The organism is Streptomyces sp. B21-105 (assembly GCF_036898465.1).
GTDB lineage: Bacteria > Actinomycetota > Actinomycetes > Streptomycetales > Streptomycetaceae > Streptomyces.
The window spans coordinates 5,717,318-5,735,361 of sequence record NZ_JARUMJ010000001.1; the positions used below are offsets into that span (position 1 = coordinate 5,717,318).

The window sequence follows — 18,044 nt, forward strand, 5'->3', positions numbered from 1 at the left end:
GGAGCGGAAGGAGCACCCGCAGCGGTCGGGGCAACCGGAGCGGCCGTAACCACGTCAACGAAATGACCTGGTCGTTCGTGCACACAACGGGGAGGGCGAGGGTGAACGGCGACACGAAGTGGCCCCGCGCGTGAAGGGTGACCACAGCACGGCCGACGTCGACGGGGGCGGCGGTCGGGGCACGGGACAGCCGCTGCTGCTCGGCGTGCGGCACCACGGGCCGGGGTCGGCGCGGGCGGTACGGGCGGCTCTGGAGGCCGCCCGGCCTTTGACCGTCCTGATCGAGGGACCGTCCGACGCCGACGCATTGATCCCGCTCGCCGCCGACGCGGACATGCGGCCGCCGGTCGCCCTGCTCGCGCACGCCGTCGACGAACCCGGCCGGTCGTCCTTCTGGCCGATGGCCGAGTTCTCGCCCGAGTGGGTCGCCCTCCGCTGGGCGCTGGACCACGGGGTTCCCGCCCGCTTCATCGACCTCCCGGCCGCCCACTCGCTGGCCTGGGAGAACACGGCGGAGACGGAGGAAGGGGAAAGAGAACAGGCAAGGCAAGGGGACGAGGAGAAAGGGGACGAAGGGGCCGGGGGAACGGGCCGCGAGGGGGGAGAGGGCGAAGAGGGGGGACAGGGACGACAGGGGAGACAGGGACGAGAAGGGAGAGAGGGCAGCGGAGCGGAACTGCGGGGTGATCCCCTCGCCGTGCTGGCCGAGGTCGCGGGGTACGACGACGCCGAGCGCTGGTGGGAGGACGTCGTCGAGCACCGCACCTCGGGGACACGGGACCCGTTCGCGCCGTTCGCCGCGATCGAGGAGGCCATGGGGGCGCTGCGGGAGGCCGAAGACACCGGTCCGGGCCGGAGCGGAACCGACCGGGACCTCGTGCGCGAGGCCTGTATGCGCGGCCACATACGGGCGGCGCAGCGGGAGTTCGGGCCGGAGGGGGTGGCCGTGGTGTGCGGGGCGTGGCATGTGCCCGCGCTGCGCCGTAAGGCCGCCGTCGCCGCCGACCGGGCGCTGCTCAAGGGACTGCCCAAGGTCAGGGCCGACCTGACCTGGGTGCCGTGGACGCACCGCAGACTGGCGCGGGCCGGCGGGTACGGCGCGGGCATCGACGCGCCGGGCTGGTACGCCCACCTGTTCGGCGCGCCGGACCGGCCCGTCGAACGCTGGCTGACGAAGGCGGCGGTCCTGCTGCGGGAGGAGGACCACGTCGTGTCTCCGGCGCATGTCATCGAGGCGGTCCGGCTGGCCGAGGCGCTCGCCGCGTTGCGCGGCAGGCCGCTGCCGGGCCTGGGCGAGACGACCGACGCCGTGCGGGCCGTGCTCGGCGAGGGCTCGGACGTCCCGCTGGCGCTGGTGCGTGACCGGCTGGTGATCGGGGACGTGCTCGGCGAGGTGCCGGCCGACGCGCCCGCGGTGCCGCTGCAGCGCGACCTCGACCGGCTGCTGCGCCGGCTGCGGCTCCGACCGGAGGCGGCGGAGCGGGAGGTGGCGCTCGACCTGCGCAAGGAGAACGACGCCGAGCGCAGCAGACTGCTGCACCGGCTGCGTCTGCTGCACGTCGAATGGGGCGAGCCGGTCGCCTCGCGCGGCAGCACGGGGACGTTCCGGGAGACCTGGCGGCTGCGGTGGGAGCCGGAGCTGTCCGTGCGGGCCGCCGAGGCCGGCGTGTGGGGGACGACCGTGTCGGCCGCCGCCAACGCGAAGGCGGCGGCGGACGCCGTCGCCGCGCGCGGCCTCGCCGAAGTGACGGCGCTGGCCGAGCGCTGCCTGCTGGCCGGTCTGTCGGACGCCTTGCCGACCGTCATGCGGGTGCTCGGGGACCGGGCGGCCCTTGACTCGGACGTCGGGCATCTCGCGGAGGCGCTGCCCGCCCTGGTCCGCGCCCTGCGCTACGGGGACGTGCGCGGCACCGACACCGGCGCGCTCACGGAGGTGGCGGCGGGCCTCGCCGAGCGGATCTTCGTGGGTCTGCCGCCGGCCTGTGTGTCGCTGGACCGGGACGCGGCGGACGAGATGCGACGCCATGTCGACGCGGTGCACGCCGCGGTGGCGATGCTCGACGACGTCCGCGCGGCGGACGACGAGGCCGCCTCCGGCGCGGACGACCCGCGCGCGGACGACCCGGGCGAGAACGACCGGGGCGAGGACGCCCCCGGCAGTGCCCCCGGCGCCGGGCGGCGTGTCCGCTGGCGGGCGGTGCTGGGGGTGCTGTCCGGGCGGGACAGCGTGTCCGGAGTCATCCGGGGGCGTGCCGCACGACTGCTGCTGGACGAGGGGGAGCTGGACCCGGAGGCGGCGGCGCGGCTCATGGGCCTCGCCCTCTCGCCGGGGACGCCGCCGGGCGACGCGGCCGCCTGGATCGAGGGCTTCGTCGGCGGCGGCTCGGGGGGCGGGCTGCTCCTCGTCCACGACGAACGGCTGCTCGCCCTGGTCGACGGGTGGCTGACGACGGTGCCGGCGGAGGCGTTCACGGACGTGCTGCCGCTGCTGCGGCGGACGTTCTCGGCGTACGAGCCGGGGGTGCGCAGAACGCTCGGCGAACTGGTGCGGCGTGGGCCGGGGGAGCGGGCGAGCGGGCCGGGCGCGGAGGCCGCGACGCCCGGGTTCGCGACCGCTCTCGACGCGGGGCGTGCGGACGCCGTCCTGCCCGTGGTGCGTCTGCTGCTGGGGCAGGACCCCGACGGGACGGTGGAGACGAGCGGGGAGGCGGACGGGACGGAGGAGACGGAGGAGACGGGCGGGGCCGGTGTGGCCGGCGCGGCAAGGGGGCCGGGGGACCCCGAGTACTCGGGGGTGGGCGCATGACGACGAGCAGGCCGAGGACGGGTGACACGGCGGCGCATGCCACGGAGGTGAACGCGATGGAAGCGAGGGGCACGGAGGCCAGGGGCGCGGAGCCGGGCGTGCCGGAGGCGAGCGGCACGCCGACGGCGGCGGACGACGGACAGGAGCGGCTGAGGCGCTGGCGGCTGGTGCTCGGGGGCGACGTGGCCGACGGCACCGGCACCGGCTCAGGCACCGGCTCAGGCACCGGCACTGGCCTGTCCGGCCGGGACACCGCGATGGACGGGGCGCTCGCAGCGCTCTACGGGGCGCCGGAGCAACCGCGCGCGGGACGGGAGCGTTCGGGAGGACTGGGCGCCTCCGCACCGTCCGTGGCGCGCTGGCTCGGGGACATCAGGACGTACTTCCCCTCCTCCGTGGTGCAGGTCATGCAACGCGACGCCATCGACCGGCTCGGGCTGTCCACCCTCCTTCTGGAGCCGGAGATGCTGGAGGCGGTCGAGGCCGACGTGCACCTCGTCGGCACCCTGCTCTCCCTTCACCGGGCCATGCCGGAGACGACGAAGGAGACCGCGCGGGCCGTCGTCCGCAAGGTCGTCGAGGACCTCGAGAAGCGGTTCGCCGGCCGCACCCGCGCCGCCCTCACCGGCGCACTCGACCGGGGCGCGCGGCTCAGCCGTCCGCGCCACCGCGACATCGACTGGAACCGCACGATCGCCGCCAACCTCAAGCACTACCAGCCCGAGTACGGGACGGTCGTGCCGGAGCGGCTCGTCGGGTACGGGCGGGCCTCGCAGTCCCTGCGCAAGGAGGTGATCCTCTGCATCGACCAGTCGGGTTCCATGGCGTCGTCGGTGGTGTACGCGTCGGTGTTCGGGGCGGTGCTGGCCTCGATGCGGTCGATCAGTACCCGGCTCGTCGTCTTCGACACGGCGGTCGCCGACCTCACCGACCTTCTCGACGACCCCGTGGACGTCATGTTCGGCACCCGGCTCGGCGGCGGCACCGACATCAACCGGGCGCTGGCGTACTGCCAGTCGCAGATCACCCGGCCCGCCGAGACCGTGGCGGTGCTCATCAGCGACCTGTACGAGGGAGGCATACGCCACGAGATGCTCAAACGGGTCGCCGCGATGAAGGCGTCGGGCGTGCAGTTCGTCGCGCTGCTCGCCCTGTCCGACGAGGGGGCGCCGGCCTATGACCGGGAGCACGCGGCCGCGCTCGCGGCACTGGGGGCGCCGGCGTTCGCCTGCACACCCGATCTGTTCCCGGAGATCATGGCGGCGGCCCTGGAGAAGCGGCCCCTGCCGACACCGGACCCGGGGTGAGCGGGAGGGCGGCACGATCACGATTACCCATCGGTAACAGGGGTTGCGCAACGCCGGGACCTGCGTGCAAGGATTCGGGGCACGTTGCCGCCGCACGGGAGGAACCTCCCCTCTTGGCCTGGTTCACCGCCCTGCCCGCCACCGTCCTGCTCGCCACCGCCGGGCCCGCCGCCGCTCCGCGTGTCCTGCGCGCGGGGTCGGGGTGGCGCGTGCTGCACCTTGCGCTGCTGGTGGGCGGGCTGTTCGTGCTCGCGTTCCTCGACGGGGAACAGGCGCGAGCAGCCGACGGCGCGCCGCCGACGCGGGCGACGGCGGTTGCCCAGGTCACGAGCCCGCGCACGACCGCCGAGACCCCCCTCCCCGACTCCCGACGGACTCCCGCCCACGCCGGCGTCTCGCTCTCGCCTGCCGTCGTCGGCCCCGAGCACGCCCGCCTTCCCGTCTTCGTCGCCGCCCCCGCCGCCGGCCCCGCAGTCGCGCCGGCTCGATGCGGCCCTGTCGTGGGCGGCGCCGGTGTGCGCGGTGGCGTGCCGGGCGGCGTGGCCGCGCTCGACGGCGGGACGCAGGGGGACGTCGACGTGCACGCCGTCCTGCCGCCGCAGCACCGGATGCCGCCGTGGCCGCCGTCCGGTACCGCCCCGCCATACGACGCCGCCGGGACGCGGGACAGCTGCCGGGACGTCGCTGCCTTCCCCGGCTGAGCACCGGCGGCGCACTGGCGCATTGGCGTACGGGCGCACCGATGGGCGCTCCAGTTCACCGGCGATTACTCCCCGCCTCGCGTCACGCAGCCTCGCGTCACGCAGCCTCGCGCCGCCCGGCCGCGCGCCGCACAACCTCGCGCCGACTCTGCGCAGCTCGCATCCCTCGACTTCGTGAGGCGACGGACACGGACGGCCGAAACCCGTCGGTCGGTCCGGTAGGGACCTCACGGATGGGGGCGGCTGGTTCCCATTGGGGTGGGGACCGGCCACCCCGAGCCCCTGAGGGGCTGCTCAGGGGGCCTCACCGGGTCCACCCCAACCTGGTGAGGCCCCTCCCTCCGACCTCACATCCGGCACGGGGTGCCAGTGATCCCGGCATCGTGTGACAGGTATCACCGCTCAGGTGTGACCCTCGATTTAGGGGCCTCATGCAAGCAGCGATAACCTGCGAGACGGACATGCCGCGCGCTCGGACACCGTGTGCGCCTCCCTTGTGACTGACAGACGAAGCGGACGTCACGTTGCCCTCGCGGCACGCCCACGCAGACAACGAACCGCGAGATCACTGATAGGGACGGAAGCGCGTGGACCTGTTCGAGTACCAGGCGAGGGACCTCTTCGCCAAGCACGATGTACCGGTGCTGGCCGGTGAAGTCATCGACACGCCTGAGGCGGCCCGCGCAGCCACCGAGCGTCTTGGTGGCAAGTCCGTAGTCAAGGCCCAGGTGAAGGTCGGCGGCCGTGGCAAGGCGGGCGGCGTCAAGCTCGCCGCCACCGCCGACGAGGCCGTGGAGCACGCGACCAACATCCTCGGCATGGACATCAAGGGCCACACGGTCCACAAGGTGATGATCGCCGAGACGGCTCCGGAGATCGTGGAGGAGTACTACGTCTCCTTCCTCCTGGACCGTGCGAACCGCACCTTCCTCTCCATCGCGTCCGTCGAGGGCGGCATGGAGATCGAGGAGGTGGCGGAGACCCGCCCCGAGGCCGTCGCCAAGACGCCGATCGACGCCAACGTGGGTGTGACCCCCGAGGTCGCGCGCCAGATCGTCGAGGCCGCGAACTTCCCGGCCGAGGTCGCCGACAAGGTCGAGAACGTCCTGGTCACCCTGTGGAAGACCTTCGTCGAGGAGGACGCCCTTCTCGTCGAGGTGAACCCGCTGGCCAAGGTCGCCTCCGGTGACGTCATCGCCCTCGACGGCAAGGTCTCGCTGGACGAGAACGCCGAGTTCCGCCAGCCGGACCACGAGGCCCTCCAGGACAAGGACTCGGCGAACCCGCTCGAGGCCGCGGCCAAGGAGAAGAACCTCAACTACGTCAAGCTCGACGGCGAGGTCGGCATCATCGGCAACGGCGCGGGTCTCGTCATGAGCACCCTGGACGTCGTCGCGTATGCCGGTGAGGCGCACGGTGGGGTCAAGCCCGCCAACTTCCTCGACATCGGCGGCGGCGCCTCCGCGGCCGTCATGGCGAACGGCCTGGAGATCATCCTCGGCGACCCGGACGTCAAGTCCGTGTTCGTCAACGTCTTCGGTGGCATCACCGCCTGCGACGAGGTCGCCAACGGCATCGTCCAGGCGCTGCAGCTGCTCAAGGACAAGGGCGAGGAAGTCACCAAGCCGCTCGTCGTCCGCCTCGACGGCAACAACGCCGAGCTGGGTCGCAAGATCCTCTCCGACGCCAACCACCCGCTGGTCCAGCGCGTGGACACCATGGACGGCGCGGCCGACAAGGCCGCCGAGCTCGCGGCTGCGAAGTAAGGGAAGAGGGACAGAACAGCCATGGCTATCTTCCTGAACAAGGACAGCAAGGTCATCGTCCAGGGCATGACCGGTGCCACGGGCATGAAGCACACCAAGCTCATGCTGGCGGACGGCACCAACATCGTCGGCGGCGTGAACCCCCGCAAGGCGGGCACGTCCGTGGACATCGACGGCACCGAGATCCCGGTCTTCGGCACGGTCGCCGAGGCGATCGAGAAGACGGGCGCCAACGTGTCCGTCCTCTTCGTGCCGCCGGCCTTCGCCAAGGCCGCCGTGGTCGAGGCGATCGACGCCGAGATCCCGCTCGCGGTCGTCATCACCGAGGGCATCGCCGTCCACGACTCGGCCGCGTTCTACGCGTACGCCGTGTCGCAGGGCAACAAGACCCGGATCATCGGCCCGAACTGCCCCGGTCTCATCACCCCGGGCCAGTCGAACGCCGGCATCATCCCGGGCGACATCACGAAGCCGGGCCGCATCGGTCTGGTCTCGAAGTCCGGCACGCTGACGTACCAGATGATGTACGAGCTGCGCGACATCGGCTTCTCGTCTGCCGTCGGCATCGGTGGCGACCCGATCATCGGCACCACGCACATCGACGCGCTCGCCGCGTTCGAGGCCGACCCCGACACCGACCTGATCGTCATGATCGGTGAGATCGGCGGCGACGCCGAGGAGCGGGCTGCGGCCTTCATCAAGGACAACGTGAAGAAGCCGGTCGTCGGCTACGTCGCGGGCTTCACCGCGCCCGAGGGCAAGACCATGGGCCACGCCGGCGCCATCGTCTCCGGCTCCTCCGGCACGGCCGCCGCGAAGCAGGAGGCCCTCGAGGCCGCCGGCGTCAAGGTCGGCAAGACGCCGACCGAGACGGCGAAGCTCGCGCGCGAGATCCTCGCGGCCGGCTGAGTCGTCCGACCGCGTCACCCGGCTGCTGACGCGTCCGGCCGAGCTTTCGGCCCGGACACGGCGGCCGGACGCCGGCGGGCCCGTTCCCCCAGGGGGAACGGGCCCGCCGTCTTTCTGCCGTGCCGTCTTTCTGCCGTGCCGTCTTTCTGCCGTGCCGTCTTTCTGCCGTGCCGTCTTTCTGCCGTGCCGCCGTGCCGCCGTGCCGCCGTGCCGCCGTGCTGCCCCTTCTGCCGTCCCGCCCGTCCCGCCCGTCCCGCCCGTCCGCCCGTGCTGCCGTCACTCGGGGCGTGGGAGCAGTCTGTCCGGGCCGTTCTGGGTCTCGGACCTCAGCTTCGCGCGCAGCTTCAGCTCCGCGTCCGACAACGTGCCAGGGGCGGCCCGCGGCGGGACGCCCTGCACGGTCTCGCCGGGCGGCACCGGGGGCTCGTAGCGGGTGGGGGCGGTGCGCGCGGTCAGCGCGGTCGCGCCGATGAGCGCGATCGTGAACGCGATCGCCGCCCTGGTCCAGAAGCGGGCCCGCCGCTCCCCGCCCGACCGCACGGCGGGCGGTTTCGGTGCGCGCAGCCGTTCGGCGGACGCGACCTCCGCGAGACGCCGGTGCAGTGCGGCCGGACTCGCCAGTTCCGGCAGCCGCGCGGCGACCGCCTCGCGCGCGTGCAGCAGCCGGTGCGCCGCCGCCGGGGTGCTCGCCTCCGTCTCGGCGGCCGTCTCCGGCAGATCGAGTCCGACGCCGTCGTAGAGCAGGAGCGTGCGACGGTACGTCACCGGGAGGGTCAGCAGGACGTCCAGCAGCGCGCGGTCCGCCGCGGCGGCCGGGGGCGGCTCCGGGTACCGGTAACGCGGACGGAACCGGTGCCACGGGGAGAGCGCGTACTCGTACGCCACGGCCCGCACCCAGCCGGCGGGGTCGGGATCCACGGCCACCTCGGGCCAGCGCTGCCACGCCAGTTGAAACGCCCGTTCGACCGACTCGCGGGCGAGCTCGCGACGCCCGGACAGCAGATAGGCCTGCCGGACTAGGGCGGGGGCGCAGAACGCGTACAACGCGTCGAAGGCCTGAACGGGAGTCAAGGGGGCAGCGGACGCGCCTGGTTCGCCGACGGGTTCCGTGCCGCGGGGGTCAGGGTTCTCCGTCGTCGGACGCGCCTCGGCCGGACGCACCGTCACCTGACGTCGAGGCGCCGCCTTCTGGGTGTTCGTCACCTTTGCCGCCTTGTCCCAGCCGTGTTCAGCCTTGTTCGGTGATGCCGGCAGTTTCGCGTACGCCTCCCGTGTGCGGTCGCGGGGCGCCGCGTCACGGAGTACCCCTTCACCCGGTAACTACATAAAACGTATATTGAGCGACACATCCGAAGTTCGCCCGTTACGACGGAAAAGCGCGTGTCGTTGGGAGCATGGCCGTCGTGATCCCGATGACCGCTCGCCGGCTTACGTTGTCGTCCCTGCTGCCTCGAAGGCGCGACCGATCGCCCGGACTGGCCGCCGGCCTCGTGGGCGGTGTGCTCGCGGCCGGGCTGGGGCTCGGGTCCTTCGCCGTGCTCGTGATGGTGCTGTGGATCAGCTCTCCGTACCCGGACAGTGGGCCGAGCGGTGCGCTGCATGTCGCCGCCGCGCTGTGGCTGTTGGCCCATGGCGCGGAACTGGTGCGCGTCGACACGTTGTCAGGGGCCCCCGCGCCGGTCGGCGTCACCCCGCTGCTGCTGCTCGCGTTGCCGGTGTGGCTGGTGCGGCGGGCGGCCCGCGACGCGGTGGACGGCGGCGACGCGGGCGCCGGGGGTGGCACCGGCGGCGGCGCGGAGAACGGGGAGCCGGTGAGCGCGCGCACCGCGTGGGCCGGCGTCGTGCTCGGGTATCTCGCCGTCGGCTCGGGCGCCGCCTGCTACGCCGCCTCGGGCGGCGCGCTGCGGACCTCGTGGGCGTGGGCGGCGGTGTGCGTCCCGGCCGTCGCCGTGCTGGCCGCCGGGGCGGGGGTGTGGTCCGGTTGCGGTCACCCGCGCGGGCCGGTGGACGGCGTGCTGCTCATGCTGCCCCGCGGGCTGCGACGGCTGCTCGTCGGGACGGCGGAGCGCGCACGCCTGGCTGCCGCGGCGCGGGCGGCCGCCGCGGGTGCGGCGGTGCTCGTCGGTGGCGGGGCCCTGCTGGTGGCGTCGTCGTCGGTGTGGCACGCCGGGGCGGCTCGAGAGGCGTTCCTGCAGTTGACGGAAGGGTGGTCGGGGCGGTTCGCGGTGCTGCTGCTGTGTGTGGCGCTGGTGCCGAACGCGGCGGTGTGGGGGGCGGCGTACGCCCTCGGGCCGGGGTACCTCCTCGGCGCGGGGCACGTGGTGGCGCCGCTGTCCTCCGACCCGGCGCCGCTGCTGCCGCCGTTTCCGCTGCTGGCGGCGGTACCCGAGGCGGGGGCCGGGACGCCGTGGAACTGGGCGGCGAGCGCGGTCCCGCTGGTGGCCGGTGTCACGGTGGGCGTGTTCGCGGCCGGTGCGGCGACGGATCAAGGCTGGTCGCGGGGGAGGACCGTCGGAGTCGTCGTGCTGGCGGGCGTGGGGTGCGGGGTGCTGACGGGGGCGCTGGCGGGGCTGGCGGGCGGGCCGCTGGGGGCCTCCGTGCTGGCCCGGTTCGGGCCGGTGTGGTGGCAGGCCGGGGGTGCGGCGCTGCTGTGGGTCGTGGCGGTGGGGACGCCGGTGGGCGTGGCGGTACGGGGGTGGCGCTGCCGGAAGCGGGGAGCGGTCGGCTGGGTCCGCGGGCCCTGGAAGGGGCACGCCGAGACGGCGGGAACACCCGGCGTGCGAGCGTCGGCGGGGACGCCCGGGAAGGCAGATGAGGAGCTGTACGACTTCCTCGTCACCCGGGATGCCACCCCTGGTTCCCCTGGTGCTCCTGGTTCCCCGAGCTCCCCCGGCGCGCCGCCGCACCTGTACGACGAGGCCGCCGACTCCTTCGCGCCCTTCGCGCCGTTCGCGGCCTTCGAGCAGGCGCCCTACGTCGCGCCGCCGGACCCCTTCGCCCCCCTCGAGCCCGCGTCGTTCCTCGAACCGGGCGAGCTCCGCACTCCGCCCGACCCGCTCGCCGACGTCGGACCGGTGGAGCCCGTCGGACCGGCGTGGCACGGCGACTCGGCCCGGGAGGCCCGGTGGGCGGCGTTGCGTGAGGCGGGCGAGGTAGGCAAGGCGGGCGACGAAGGGACGGAGCCGAAGCGATGACCGTCCGTCGGCGCCGCGCAGCTCACCTTCGCAAAGGACGACGACCAGGCCGAGGACGACGACGAGGACGAGGACGAGATCTCAGGAGTCGGTCCCGAGGATCTTCCGCAGTTCCTTCGGCAGAAGGTCGTTGCAGGACTGCTTCGCCTCGACGGTGAGGGCGTCGTTGGTGCAGGTGTAGTAGTCCTGGTAGACGAGTTGGGCGCTGAAGCTCGCGGCGACCAGGGCGAGCGCCAGGGAGGCGGTGACCACGCCGCTCACCGCGGCGGTCTTCTGCGGGCGGGGGCCGCTCTCCGGGCTGTCGGGGGACGGGTTGCGGGGCCCCGCGCGCAGGGCGCTGATGCCCCAGTTCAGGGCGAGGGCGCCGAGCAGCAGAGCCACGTACGGCCAGCCGAAGAGGACGAAGAAGAAGGCCCACATGCCGCTGAGCAACGCGTAGCGCGCGCGGCGCTGCGCGGGGTCGGTGGGGTCCCAGCGTTTGCCGCCGTTCTCGGATCCCGGCCCGCCGTTGCCGTTGTCGGGCCCGCGGCCCGGGCGTTCGCCGAAGCCGCCGGGGGAGCGGCCGGGCTGCTGGTCGCTCCACTGACCGCCCCACGGCGACCGGCCGCCCTGGGAGGAACCACCCTCGGGAGCACCGCCCTCAGCCCCGCCGCCCGCCGGGCGCCGGGGCTGCCACGGGCGGTCGGGGGCGTTCTCCGGCGGCGGGGCGAACGGGTTGTCGTCCTCAGGGGGCGTGCCGTCGCCCGAGGGGGCGTCCGGAGGTGAGGCTGGGCGCTCCCGCAGCAGCACGGCGCCGCGCTCCCCTCCCTGCGGTGACTGCGGTGACTGCGGGGGGAGCGTGAGGAGTCGCAGACTGCGGTCCGGCATCAAATGAGCGTCTTCCCCTAGGAGATACGGCTGACTGGTGTGAGCTGTCGTGAGCTGGCATGAGCTGTCGTAGGGGGAACGCACCGCACGGCGACCGCGTTCCCGCTCTCCGCTCCTCGCAGACGCTACCTTCCGGCCACGCCCCCGTCCCGCGGGGGCCGCCCGGTGTGCCGGTATCGTTGCTGACGGTCGGCTCCTTCGTAGGCTTCCCCGTATCCGGGGGCGCGATGCATTCGTACGAACGTACAAGCGGGAAACCACGAGTACGAAAGCACAAGCCCGCGCAGGTCGCCACCCCGTTGACGTGCTTCCCCGAGAAAGGGCCCCGCCGTGGCCGCCAAGCCCGTGGCCAAGCGCCTCGTCGTGCTGGTCTCCGGATCCGGTACGAACCTGCAGGCGCTCCTCGACGCCATCGCCGCCGCCGGCGTCGACGCGTACGGCGCCGAGGTGGTGGCCGTCGGGGCGGACCGGGCGGCCGTCGAGGGCCTCGCCCGTGCCGAGCGGGCGGGGATCCCCACCTTCGTCTGCCGGGTCAAGGACTTCGCGAGCCGACAGGAGTGGGACGCCGCGCTCGCCGAGGCCGTGGCCGCCCACGAGCCCGACCTCGTGGTCTCCGCCGGGTTCATGAAGATCGTCGGCAAGGAGTTCCTGGCGCGGTTCGGGGGGCGGTTCGTGAACACCCATCCCGCCCTGCTGCCCAGTTTCCCCGGGGCCCACGGGGTGCGGGACGCACTCGCGTACGGCGCCCGGGTCACCGGCTGCACCGTCCACTTCGTCGACGACGGCGTCGACACCGGCCCGATCATCGCCCAGGGCGTGGTCGAGGTCCGGGACGAGGACGACGAGAGCGCTCTGCACGAGCGCATCAAGGAAGTCGAGCGAAGGCTGCTCGTCGAGGTCGTGGGGCGGCTCGCCCGTAACGGCTATCGCATTGAGGGACGAAAGGTAGTTATCCAGTGACCGCCGACAGCACTGTCACGGCAGAGAGCAGCAAGCGGGGCATCCGTCGCGCGCTCGTCAGCGTCTACGACAAGACCGGTCTCGAAGAGCTCGCGCGCGGGCTGCACGAAAGCGGTGTCGAGCTCGTCTCCACCGGGTCCACCGCCTCCCGCATCGCCGCCGCCGGCGTCCCCGTCACCAAGGTGGAGGAGCTGACCGGCTTCCCCGAGTGCCTGGACGGCCGGGTCAAGACCCTGCACCCCAAGGTGCACGCCGGCATCCTCGCCGACCTGCGTCTCGAGGACCACCGCCGGCAGCTGGCGGAGCTCGGTGTCGCGCCGTTCGACCTGGTCGTCGTCAACCTCTACCCGTTCCGCGAGACCGTCGCCTCGGGCGCCTCCGAGGACGAGTGCGTCGAGCAGATCGACATCGGCGGGCCGTCCATGGTGCGCGCCGCCGCCAAGAACCATCCGTCGGTGGCCGTCGTCACCAGCCCGGACCGGTACACCGACGTCCTCGCGGCCGTGCGGGACGGCGGCTTCGACCTGGCCGCCCGCAAGCGGCTCGCCGCGGAGGCCTTCCAGCACACCGCCGCCTACGACGTGGCTGTGGCCTCCTGGTTCGCGTCGTCCTACGCGCCGGTCGACGAGTCGCGCTTCCCCGACTTCCTCGGCGCGACCTGGGAGCGCAGGAGCACCCTGCGCTACGGCGAGAACCCGCACCAGCCGGCCGCCCTGTACGTGGACGGCAGCGGCACCGGTCTCGCCGAGGCCGAGCAGCTGCACGGCAAGGAGATGTCGTACAACAACTACACGGACACGGATGCCGCGCACCGGGCCGCGTACGACCACCCCGAGCCGGCCGTCGCGATCATCAAGCACGCCAACCCGTGCGGGATCGCCGTCGGCGCGGACGTCGCCGAGGCGCACCGCCGGGCGCACGCCTGCGACCCGCTGTCGGCGTTCGGCGGCGTCATCGCCGTGAACCGGCCGGTCAGCCGGGAGATGGCGGAGCAGGTCGCGGAGATCTTCACCGAGGTCATCGTGGCGCCGGACTACGAGGAGGGGGCGCTGGAAGCCCTCACCAAGAAGAAGAACATCCGGGTGCTCAGGGCGCCGCAGGGCCCCGCGGCCCCCGTCGAGCTCAAGCCCGTCGGCGGCGGCGCGCTGCTCCAGGTCGCCGACCGGCTCCAGGCCGACGGCGACGACCCGGCCAACTGGACGCTGGCGACCGGCGAGGCGCTGTCCGGGCCGGACCTCGCCGAGCTGGCGTTCGCCTGGCGGGCGTGCCGGGCGGTGAAGTCCAACGCGATCCTGCTCGCCAAGGACGGCGCGTCGGTCGGCGTCGGCATGGGGCAGGTCAACCGGGTCGACTCGGCGAAGCTGGCCGTGGAGCGGGCCGGTGAGGAGCGGGCGCGCGGCTCCTACGCCGCCTCCGACGCGTTCTTCCCCTTCCCCGACGGGCTCGAGGTCCTGGTCGAGGCGGGCGTGAAGGCCGTGGTGCAGCCCGGCGGTTCGGTCCGTGACGAGCTGGTCGTCGAGGCCGCGAAGAATGCGGGCGTGACGATGTACTTCACCGGCACGAGGCACTTCTTCCACTGACCCGAGCCGCAGCGCACGAGGGCCCGCCGGTTCGCGAACGACTCGTCGCGAACCGGCGGGCCCTGCTGGTGCTTGTGCGGGTGCCGGTCGGCGGGCGATGCTGCCCGGCCGGCGGCCTGTTCAGGCGGCCCGGTAGGCCTGCACCCAGGAACTGTTCTCGAACAGGAGCCGGTACCGGGTGCCGTCCCGCACGTCGGTGGCGACGACCGTCCAGTCGCTGTCGACCCTCGTGTAGCTGCTCTGGCAGTACGAGGGCGACGAGCTCGGGTAGAAGCACACCTTGACGTTGCGGTACGGGGTGATCAGGAGGTTGGCGATCTTGACGTTGATGTCGTTGCAGCGGGAGGTCGTCGTGTACGTGCCGGAGCTGGGGTGGTAGCGGCTCTCGCCGGAGAAGTAGCTCGCGCCGTCATAGCAGCTCGCGGCGCTCGCGGGGGTACCGCCGGCCAGGACGCCCGCGCTCGCGAGAGTGAACGCCGCAGTGAGGGTGACGGCCGCCTTGCGCACCGTGTGTGCGGACATGATCTTTTCCCCTGTTCGTCGGAGGCCTTGTGCTCTGTGCAGTCGGTCGCTCTGCGCAGTCGATCGCGCTCAGACTAGGCGGCCCGGCGCCGGAGGGGTCCCTGTAACTTTCCAGGTTCGCCGGTCCCGCGCGTGACCTCGTCACCGGCTCGGCGGTGTGGGGTTCCGTCCGTCGCCCCCGTCCCCGCAGTGTGCGATGAGCCGGTGGGACAGGGGCGCGTACGTGCCGGCCAGATTGCCCTGGGCGCGCTGGGAGGTGCATCCGGTGCGCAAGCGGCTGCGGGGGCGGGTGACGTCCACTCCGACGGGGGTGTAGTCGCGGCCCCGGTAGTAGGCGACGCCGCCCAGGTCCGTGGAGTCGTCGGCGTTGTAGTAGATCGACCTCACCGGGCGGTCGGCGGTCCACATGCAGGTTTCCCGGCCGGACAGCCAGTCGGGGTCGCTGCCCTCCCACGCGCACATCTCGCCGTTGCCGTTCTGCTCGCTGAAGAAGCACACGGACGCGTACGGGCAGCGGTGGTAGCCGTACGACGGGCCGGCGTCCCGCAGGGCCGCGTACGTGACGCCCCCGGCGGCGGCCAGGAGCGCCCCGGCGACGGCGACAGCGCCGACCAGGGCGGGCCTGCGCCGTCCGCGCGTGCGCAACCAGGGCGAGCGGAGCAGGCGGTAGAGGCGGCCCAGGCGAGCCAGACGGGGTAACCGGGCAAGAAGAGCCAGAAGGGCCAGAAGAGCCGGGCGTGCCGGACGGGCCGGACGGGCCGGACGGGCCTGGCGGGCCTGGCGGGCGGGAGGGGCCTGGCGGGTGGAGTCGGTGACGCCCGCCGCCGCCTCCACGCGGCGCAGGAGCGCGCCGGTGTCATGGACGAGCCGGTCCCGGTGGGTGCGGGACAGGCAGTCGGTGACGATCTGCCGCCAGCCGGCCGGGAGCCGGGGCGAGAGGCGCAGTTCCTCAGCGCCCCGGGCGTATCGCACCGCCGCGTCGCTACGGGCCTCGGCCGACGCGCCCGGCAACGGGTACGAGCCGGTGAGGACCACGTGCGCCAGGACCCCGTAGGCCCAGACGTCGGCGGTGGGGCGGACCGGCGTGCCGCGTTCGCTGACCTCGGGCCACAGCAGTTCGGGCGGGGTGTAGTCCTGGGTGGCGAAGGCGAGCGAGTAGGCGTGGGTGCCTTCGAGTTCGGCGGCCGTGTTGAAATCGGCCAGGCGTACCGAACCGTCCTTCATCAGCAGGACGTTGCCCGGTTTCAGGTCGCCGTGGACCCAGCCGGCACGGTGCAGCTGGCTCAGGCCCGCACAGACCTGGGCGAGCAGCGCGGGTCCGGCTTCCGGGACCGGATCGCGGTCGAGCAGGGCGTCCAGAGAGCCCTCGGCCCGCTCCAGGACGAGCACGGTGGCGCCGTCGAGTTCGGGACGGTCCGGGTCCTCGACGGTGAGCGTCTCGTGCATGCGGATCAGCCGGGGTGCGCGGATCCGCTGGAGCAACTCGACCTCGCGTGCGGCCAGTTCCCGCAGGTGGTGCAGTTGGCGGGGGGTGCGCGTGCCGGTCGGCAGGAACTTCAGCGCCGCGACCGGCGGCAGTGCGGCGCCGGGCCGGGTGTTCCGGGCCGCGTACACGGTCGCGAAGGAGCCGGACGCGAGGGGCTCGCGCACCTCCCAGCGGCCGACCCGGTAGCCCTTCGGGACGGGCACGGTGTGCGGCTCGTGGCATCCGCGCGTCCGGCCGGTCACCGGACCGCACCGCTCAGGGACGTGGTGAGCACACTGAGGTCGTCCTCGCGGACCAGGTCGAACCGGAGCGCCAGGGACACCAGCGACTCCTTCCGGCCGTTGAAGCGCCGGCCGGGCTCCTGCACGTCCGCGTCGGGCCGCAGCCGCAGTTTGACCGCGAGGTAGTCGACGTTCCAGTACACGGCGGAGCGGCTGACCCCGGGCCAGACGGGCCGCAAACGGTCCACGAGTTGTTCCACGGCGGGCGGCGGGGCGTGCGGTTCGCCGCGCAGACGCGGCTCGCACAGGGCGGCCAGGACCGCGAAGTACCGTTTGGTGCGGTCGAGGGAGAACGCCTTGGCGGTGCGGTCCCCGGACAGTCCGTGGCGGGCGACGCTGCGGAAGGCGTGGCATGGCGCCCAGACCTCGAAGGCGAGCAGATCGCCGCCGGCGGGCAGGACGACGCGCGAGAACTCGAACGGTACGGGCGCTTCCTGGCGGCCCGGCGCCACCTTCATGTGCTCGCCCGCGCCCTCCGGGTTCTCCACCACGTAGGTCTGGTCCTCGCTGTGGTTGCTGAGCAGCCAGAACGAGCGGTGCGCGGTGATCTCCCCGGCGGCCCGGGGGACTCCCGCGTGAGCGATGACGAGGCCGCCGCCGTCGGCGGCAGCGGCTCTGCCGAACGTCAGCCGTTCCCCGTGGAGACCCTGATCTGTTCGGCTGCGCCGTCACACGGCGGTGGCACGACGATGAGGCTGTACATGGAGTCGTCCCCCTCCTCCGATGCCTGGGGGCGAGCCCCCAGCCCGAGGGGGGCAGATTAACGGAGGCTCCGCACGGACCACGAGGCTTTCCGTGGCGTGGTCGGGCGCCGACGTGCGGGACGCGCGTCGACAGGTGCCGACACACGGGAGGGGGCCGTGTCACGTGGTGACACGGCCCCCTCGGGGAGTGACGAGAAGACGCCGTTGCGGCGCTCAGACCGGTTCATCGCGCCTCCGGTTCCCGAGCGGTCGGCAGCGCGCCCGCGGTCAGTAGCGCGGACGGCTGAACCAGGCTCCGCCGCTGATCATCGCGGAGAGGATGATGCCGCCGAAGGCGAGCGAGATGACGCCTCCGAAGGTGCCCGAACCGCCGGCGCCGTTCACGATGTTGGCGAGGCTGCCCAGGATCATCAGCGCGCTGTACACGATCGTGGTGACGCGGATGCCGCCGCGGCCGGTCTTGAACTTGACGCCCAGGAAGATCGACAGGCTGCCCAGCGCCAGCATCAGCAGCGCGATCGCGATGACGAGGCCGGTCGCCGTGCTGCTGTCGTCGCCGGACCCGAACGCGTTGGTCGTGTCCTGTGCGGCGCCGGCCAGGATGCCGATGAACACGCCGGCCAGGAACTGGAAGCCCGCGGTGATGAACAGCAGCACCCGGGCGGTCTTCACCAGGCCGGGCATCTCCTGCGGGAAGCCGTAGCCGTAACCCTGGGGGACCGGCGGGGCCTGCGGGTAGCCGTAGCCGGGCTGGCCCTGGGGAGCGGTGGGGTAGCCGTAGCCGGGCTGCTGGGGCGGCTGGCCCTGCGGCGGGTAGCCGGGCGGCTGGCCCTGGGGCGGGCCGTAGGGGTTGTTCGGGTCGCCGAAACTCATGGCGGTCCTTCCTCCGTTGCATTCGAGTGCGGGGACGCGCGGCCTGGCTCGGAGGAAGGTTCTACAGATGCGGTTCGTCCCCCCGGTA

The 18,044-nt window shown here is 73.2% G+C and carries 12 protein-coding genes and 2 pseudogenes; 8 read left to right on the forward strand and 6 right to left on the reverse strand.

Annotated elements, in window-relative coordinates:
• The first annotated feature begins 130 nt into the window (after nucleotides 1-130).
• The 5 genes from QA802_RS25920 (at nucleotide 131) to sucD (ending at nucleotide 7,489) form a co-directional block, all read left to right on the forward strand.
• Nucleotides 131-2,806: a DUF5682 family protein gene (locus QA802_RS25920; RefSeq protein WP_334527160.1), complete on the forward strand. Its 2,676-nt coding sequence runs from the start codon at nucleotides 131-133 to the stop codon at nucleotides 2,804-2,806.
• Nucleotides 2,803-4,113 carry a VWA domain-containing protein gene (locus QA802_RS25925; RefSeq protein WP_334527163.1) on the forward strand — a complete coding sequence of 437 codons (1,311 nt, stop codon included), beginning with the start codon at nucleotides 2,803-2,805 and terminating at the stop codon, nucleotides 4,111-4,113. Before QA802_RS25920 ends, QA802_RS25925 begins: the two co-directional genes overlap by 4 nt.
• A 113-nt stretch (nucleotides 4,114-4,226) precedes the next feature.
• Nucleotides 4,227-4,814, forward strand: a complete 588-nt coding sequence (locus QA802_RS25930) for a hypothetical protein (RefSeq protein ID WP_334527166.1) — start codon at nucleotides 4,227-4,229, stop codon at nucleotides 4,812-4,814.
• Between the two features lie 587 nt (nucleotides 4,815-5,401).
• Nucleotides 5,402-6,580, forward strand: a complete 1,179-nt coding sequence (gene sucC, locus QA802_RS25935) for an ADP-forming succinate--CoA ligase subunit beta (protein WP_334527169.1) — start codon at nucleotides 5,402-5,404, stop codon at nucleotides 6,578-6,580.
• Between the two features lie 21 nt (nucleotides 6,581-6,601).
• Nucleotides 6,602-7,489 carry a succinate--CoA ligase subunit alpha gene (gene sucD / locus QA802_RS25940; RefSeq protein ID WP_319164398.1) on the forward strand — a complete coding sequence of 296 codons (888 nt, stop codon included), beginning with the start codon at nucleotides 6,602-6,604 and terminating at the stop codon, nucleotides 7,487-7,489.
• A 276-nt stretch (nucleotides 7,490-7,765) separates the two neighbouring features.
• Here sucD and QA802_RS25945 read toward each other — a convergent pair.
• Nucleotides 7,766-8,572 (reverse strand): annotated as a pseudogene (locus tag QA802_RS25945) (RNA polymerase sigma factor); the annotation flags it as partial.
• Between the two features lie 311 nt (nucleotides 8,573-8,883).
• On the opposite strand from QA802_RS25945, the gene QA802_RS25950 reads away from it, so the two are divergent.
• Nucleotides 8,884-10,683 (forward strand): cell division protein PerM, encoded by a 1,800-nt coding sequence (locus QA802_RS25950; protein ID WP_334527185.1) that lies wholly within the window; start codon nucleotides 8,884-8,886, stop codon nucleotides 10,681-10,683.
• An 81-nt stretch (nucleotides 10,684-10,764) separates the two neighbouring features.
• Here the strand turns inward: QA802_RS25950 and QA802_RS25955 are convergent, their stop codons facing one another.
• The gene (locus QA802_RS25955) at nucleotides 10,765-11,550 is read right to left on the reverse strand and encodes a hypothetical protein (RefSeq protein WP_334527187.1); all 786 of its coding nucleotides are present in this window, start codon (nucleotides 11,548-11,550) and stop codon (nucleotides 10,765-10,767) included.
• 330 nt (nucleotides 11,551-11,880) lie between these two features.
• On the opposite strand from QA802_RS25955, the gene purN reads away from it, so the two are divergent.
• Nucleotides 11,881-12,510, forward strand: a complete 630-nt coding sequence (gene purN / locus QA802_RS25960; RefSeq protein ID WP_334527189.1) for a phosphoribosylglycinamide formyltransferase — start codon at nucleotides 11,881-11,883, stop codon at nucleotides 12,508-12,510.
• On the forward strand, nucleotides 12,507-14,090 hold the full coding sequence (purH, locus tag QA802_RS25965; protein ID WP_334527191.1) for a bifunctional phosphoribosylaminoimidazolecarboxamide formyltransferase/IMP cyclohydrolase: 1,584 nt from the start codon (nucleotides 12,507-12,509) through the stop codon (nucleotides 14,088-14,090). Before purN ends, purH begins: the two co-directional genes overlap by 4 nt.
• 120 nt (nucleotides 14,091-14,210) lie before the next feature.
• On the opposite strand, the gene QA802_RS25970 is transcribed toward purH, so the two are convergent.
• The 4 genes and pseudogenes from QA802_RS25970 to QA802_RS25985 form a co-directional block, all read right to left on the reverse strand.
• On the reverse strand, nucleotides 14,211-14,612 hold the full coding sequence (locus QA802_RS25970) for a hypothetical protein (protein WP_334527194.1): 402 nt from the start codon (nucleotides 14,610-14,612) through the stop codon (nucleotides 14,211-14,213).
• A gap of 141 nt (nucleotides 14,613-14,753) precedes the next feature.
• The gene (locus tag QA802_RS25975) at nucleotides 14,754-16,301 is read right to left on the reverse strand and encodes a serine/threonine-protein kinase (protein WP_334527197.1); all 1,548 of its coding nucleotides are present in this window, start codon (nucleotides 16,299-16,301) and stop codon (nucleotides 14,754-14,756) included.
• Between the two features lie 35 nt (nucleotides 16,302-16,336).
• Nucleotides 16,337-17,082, reverse strand: a pseudogene (locus tag QA802_RS25980) (FHA domain-containing protein).
• Nucleotides 17,083-17,350: 268 nt separating this feature from the next.
• A complete protein-coding gene (locus QA802_RS25985) occupies nucleotides 17,351-17,956 on the reverse strand; it encodes a hypothetical protein (RefSeq protein WP_334527203.1) in 606 nt (201 codons plus the stop codon).
• Between the last annotated feature and the right edge of the window lie 88 nt (nucleotides 17,957-18,044).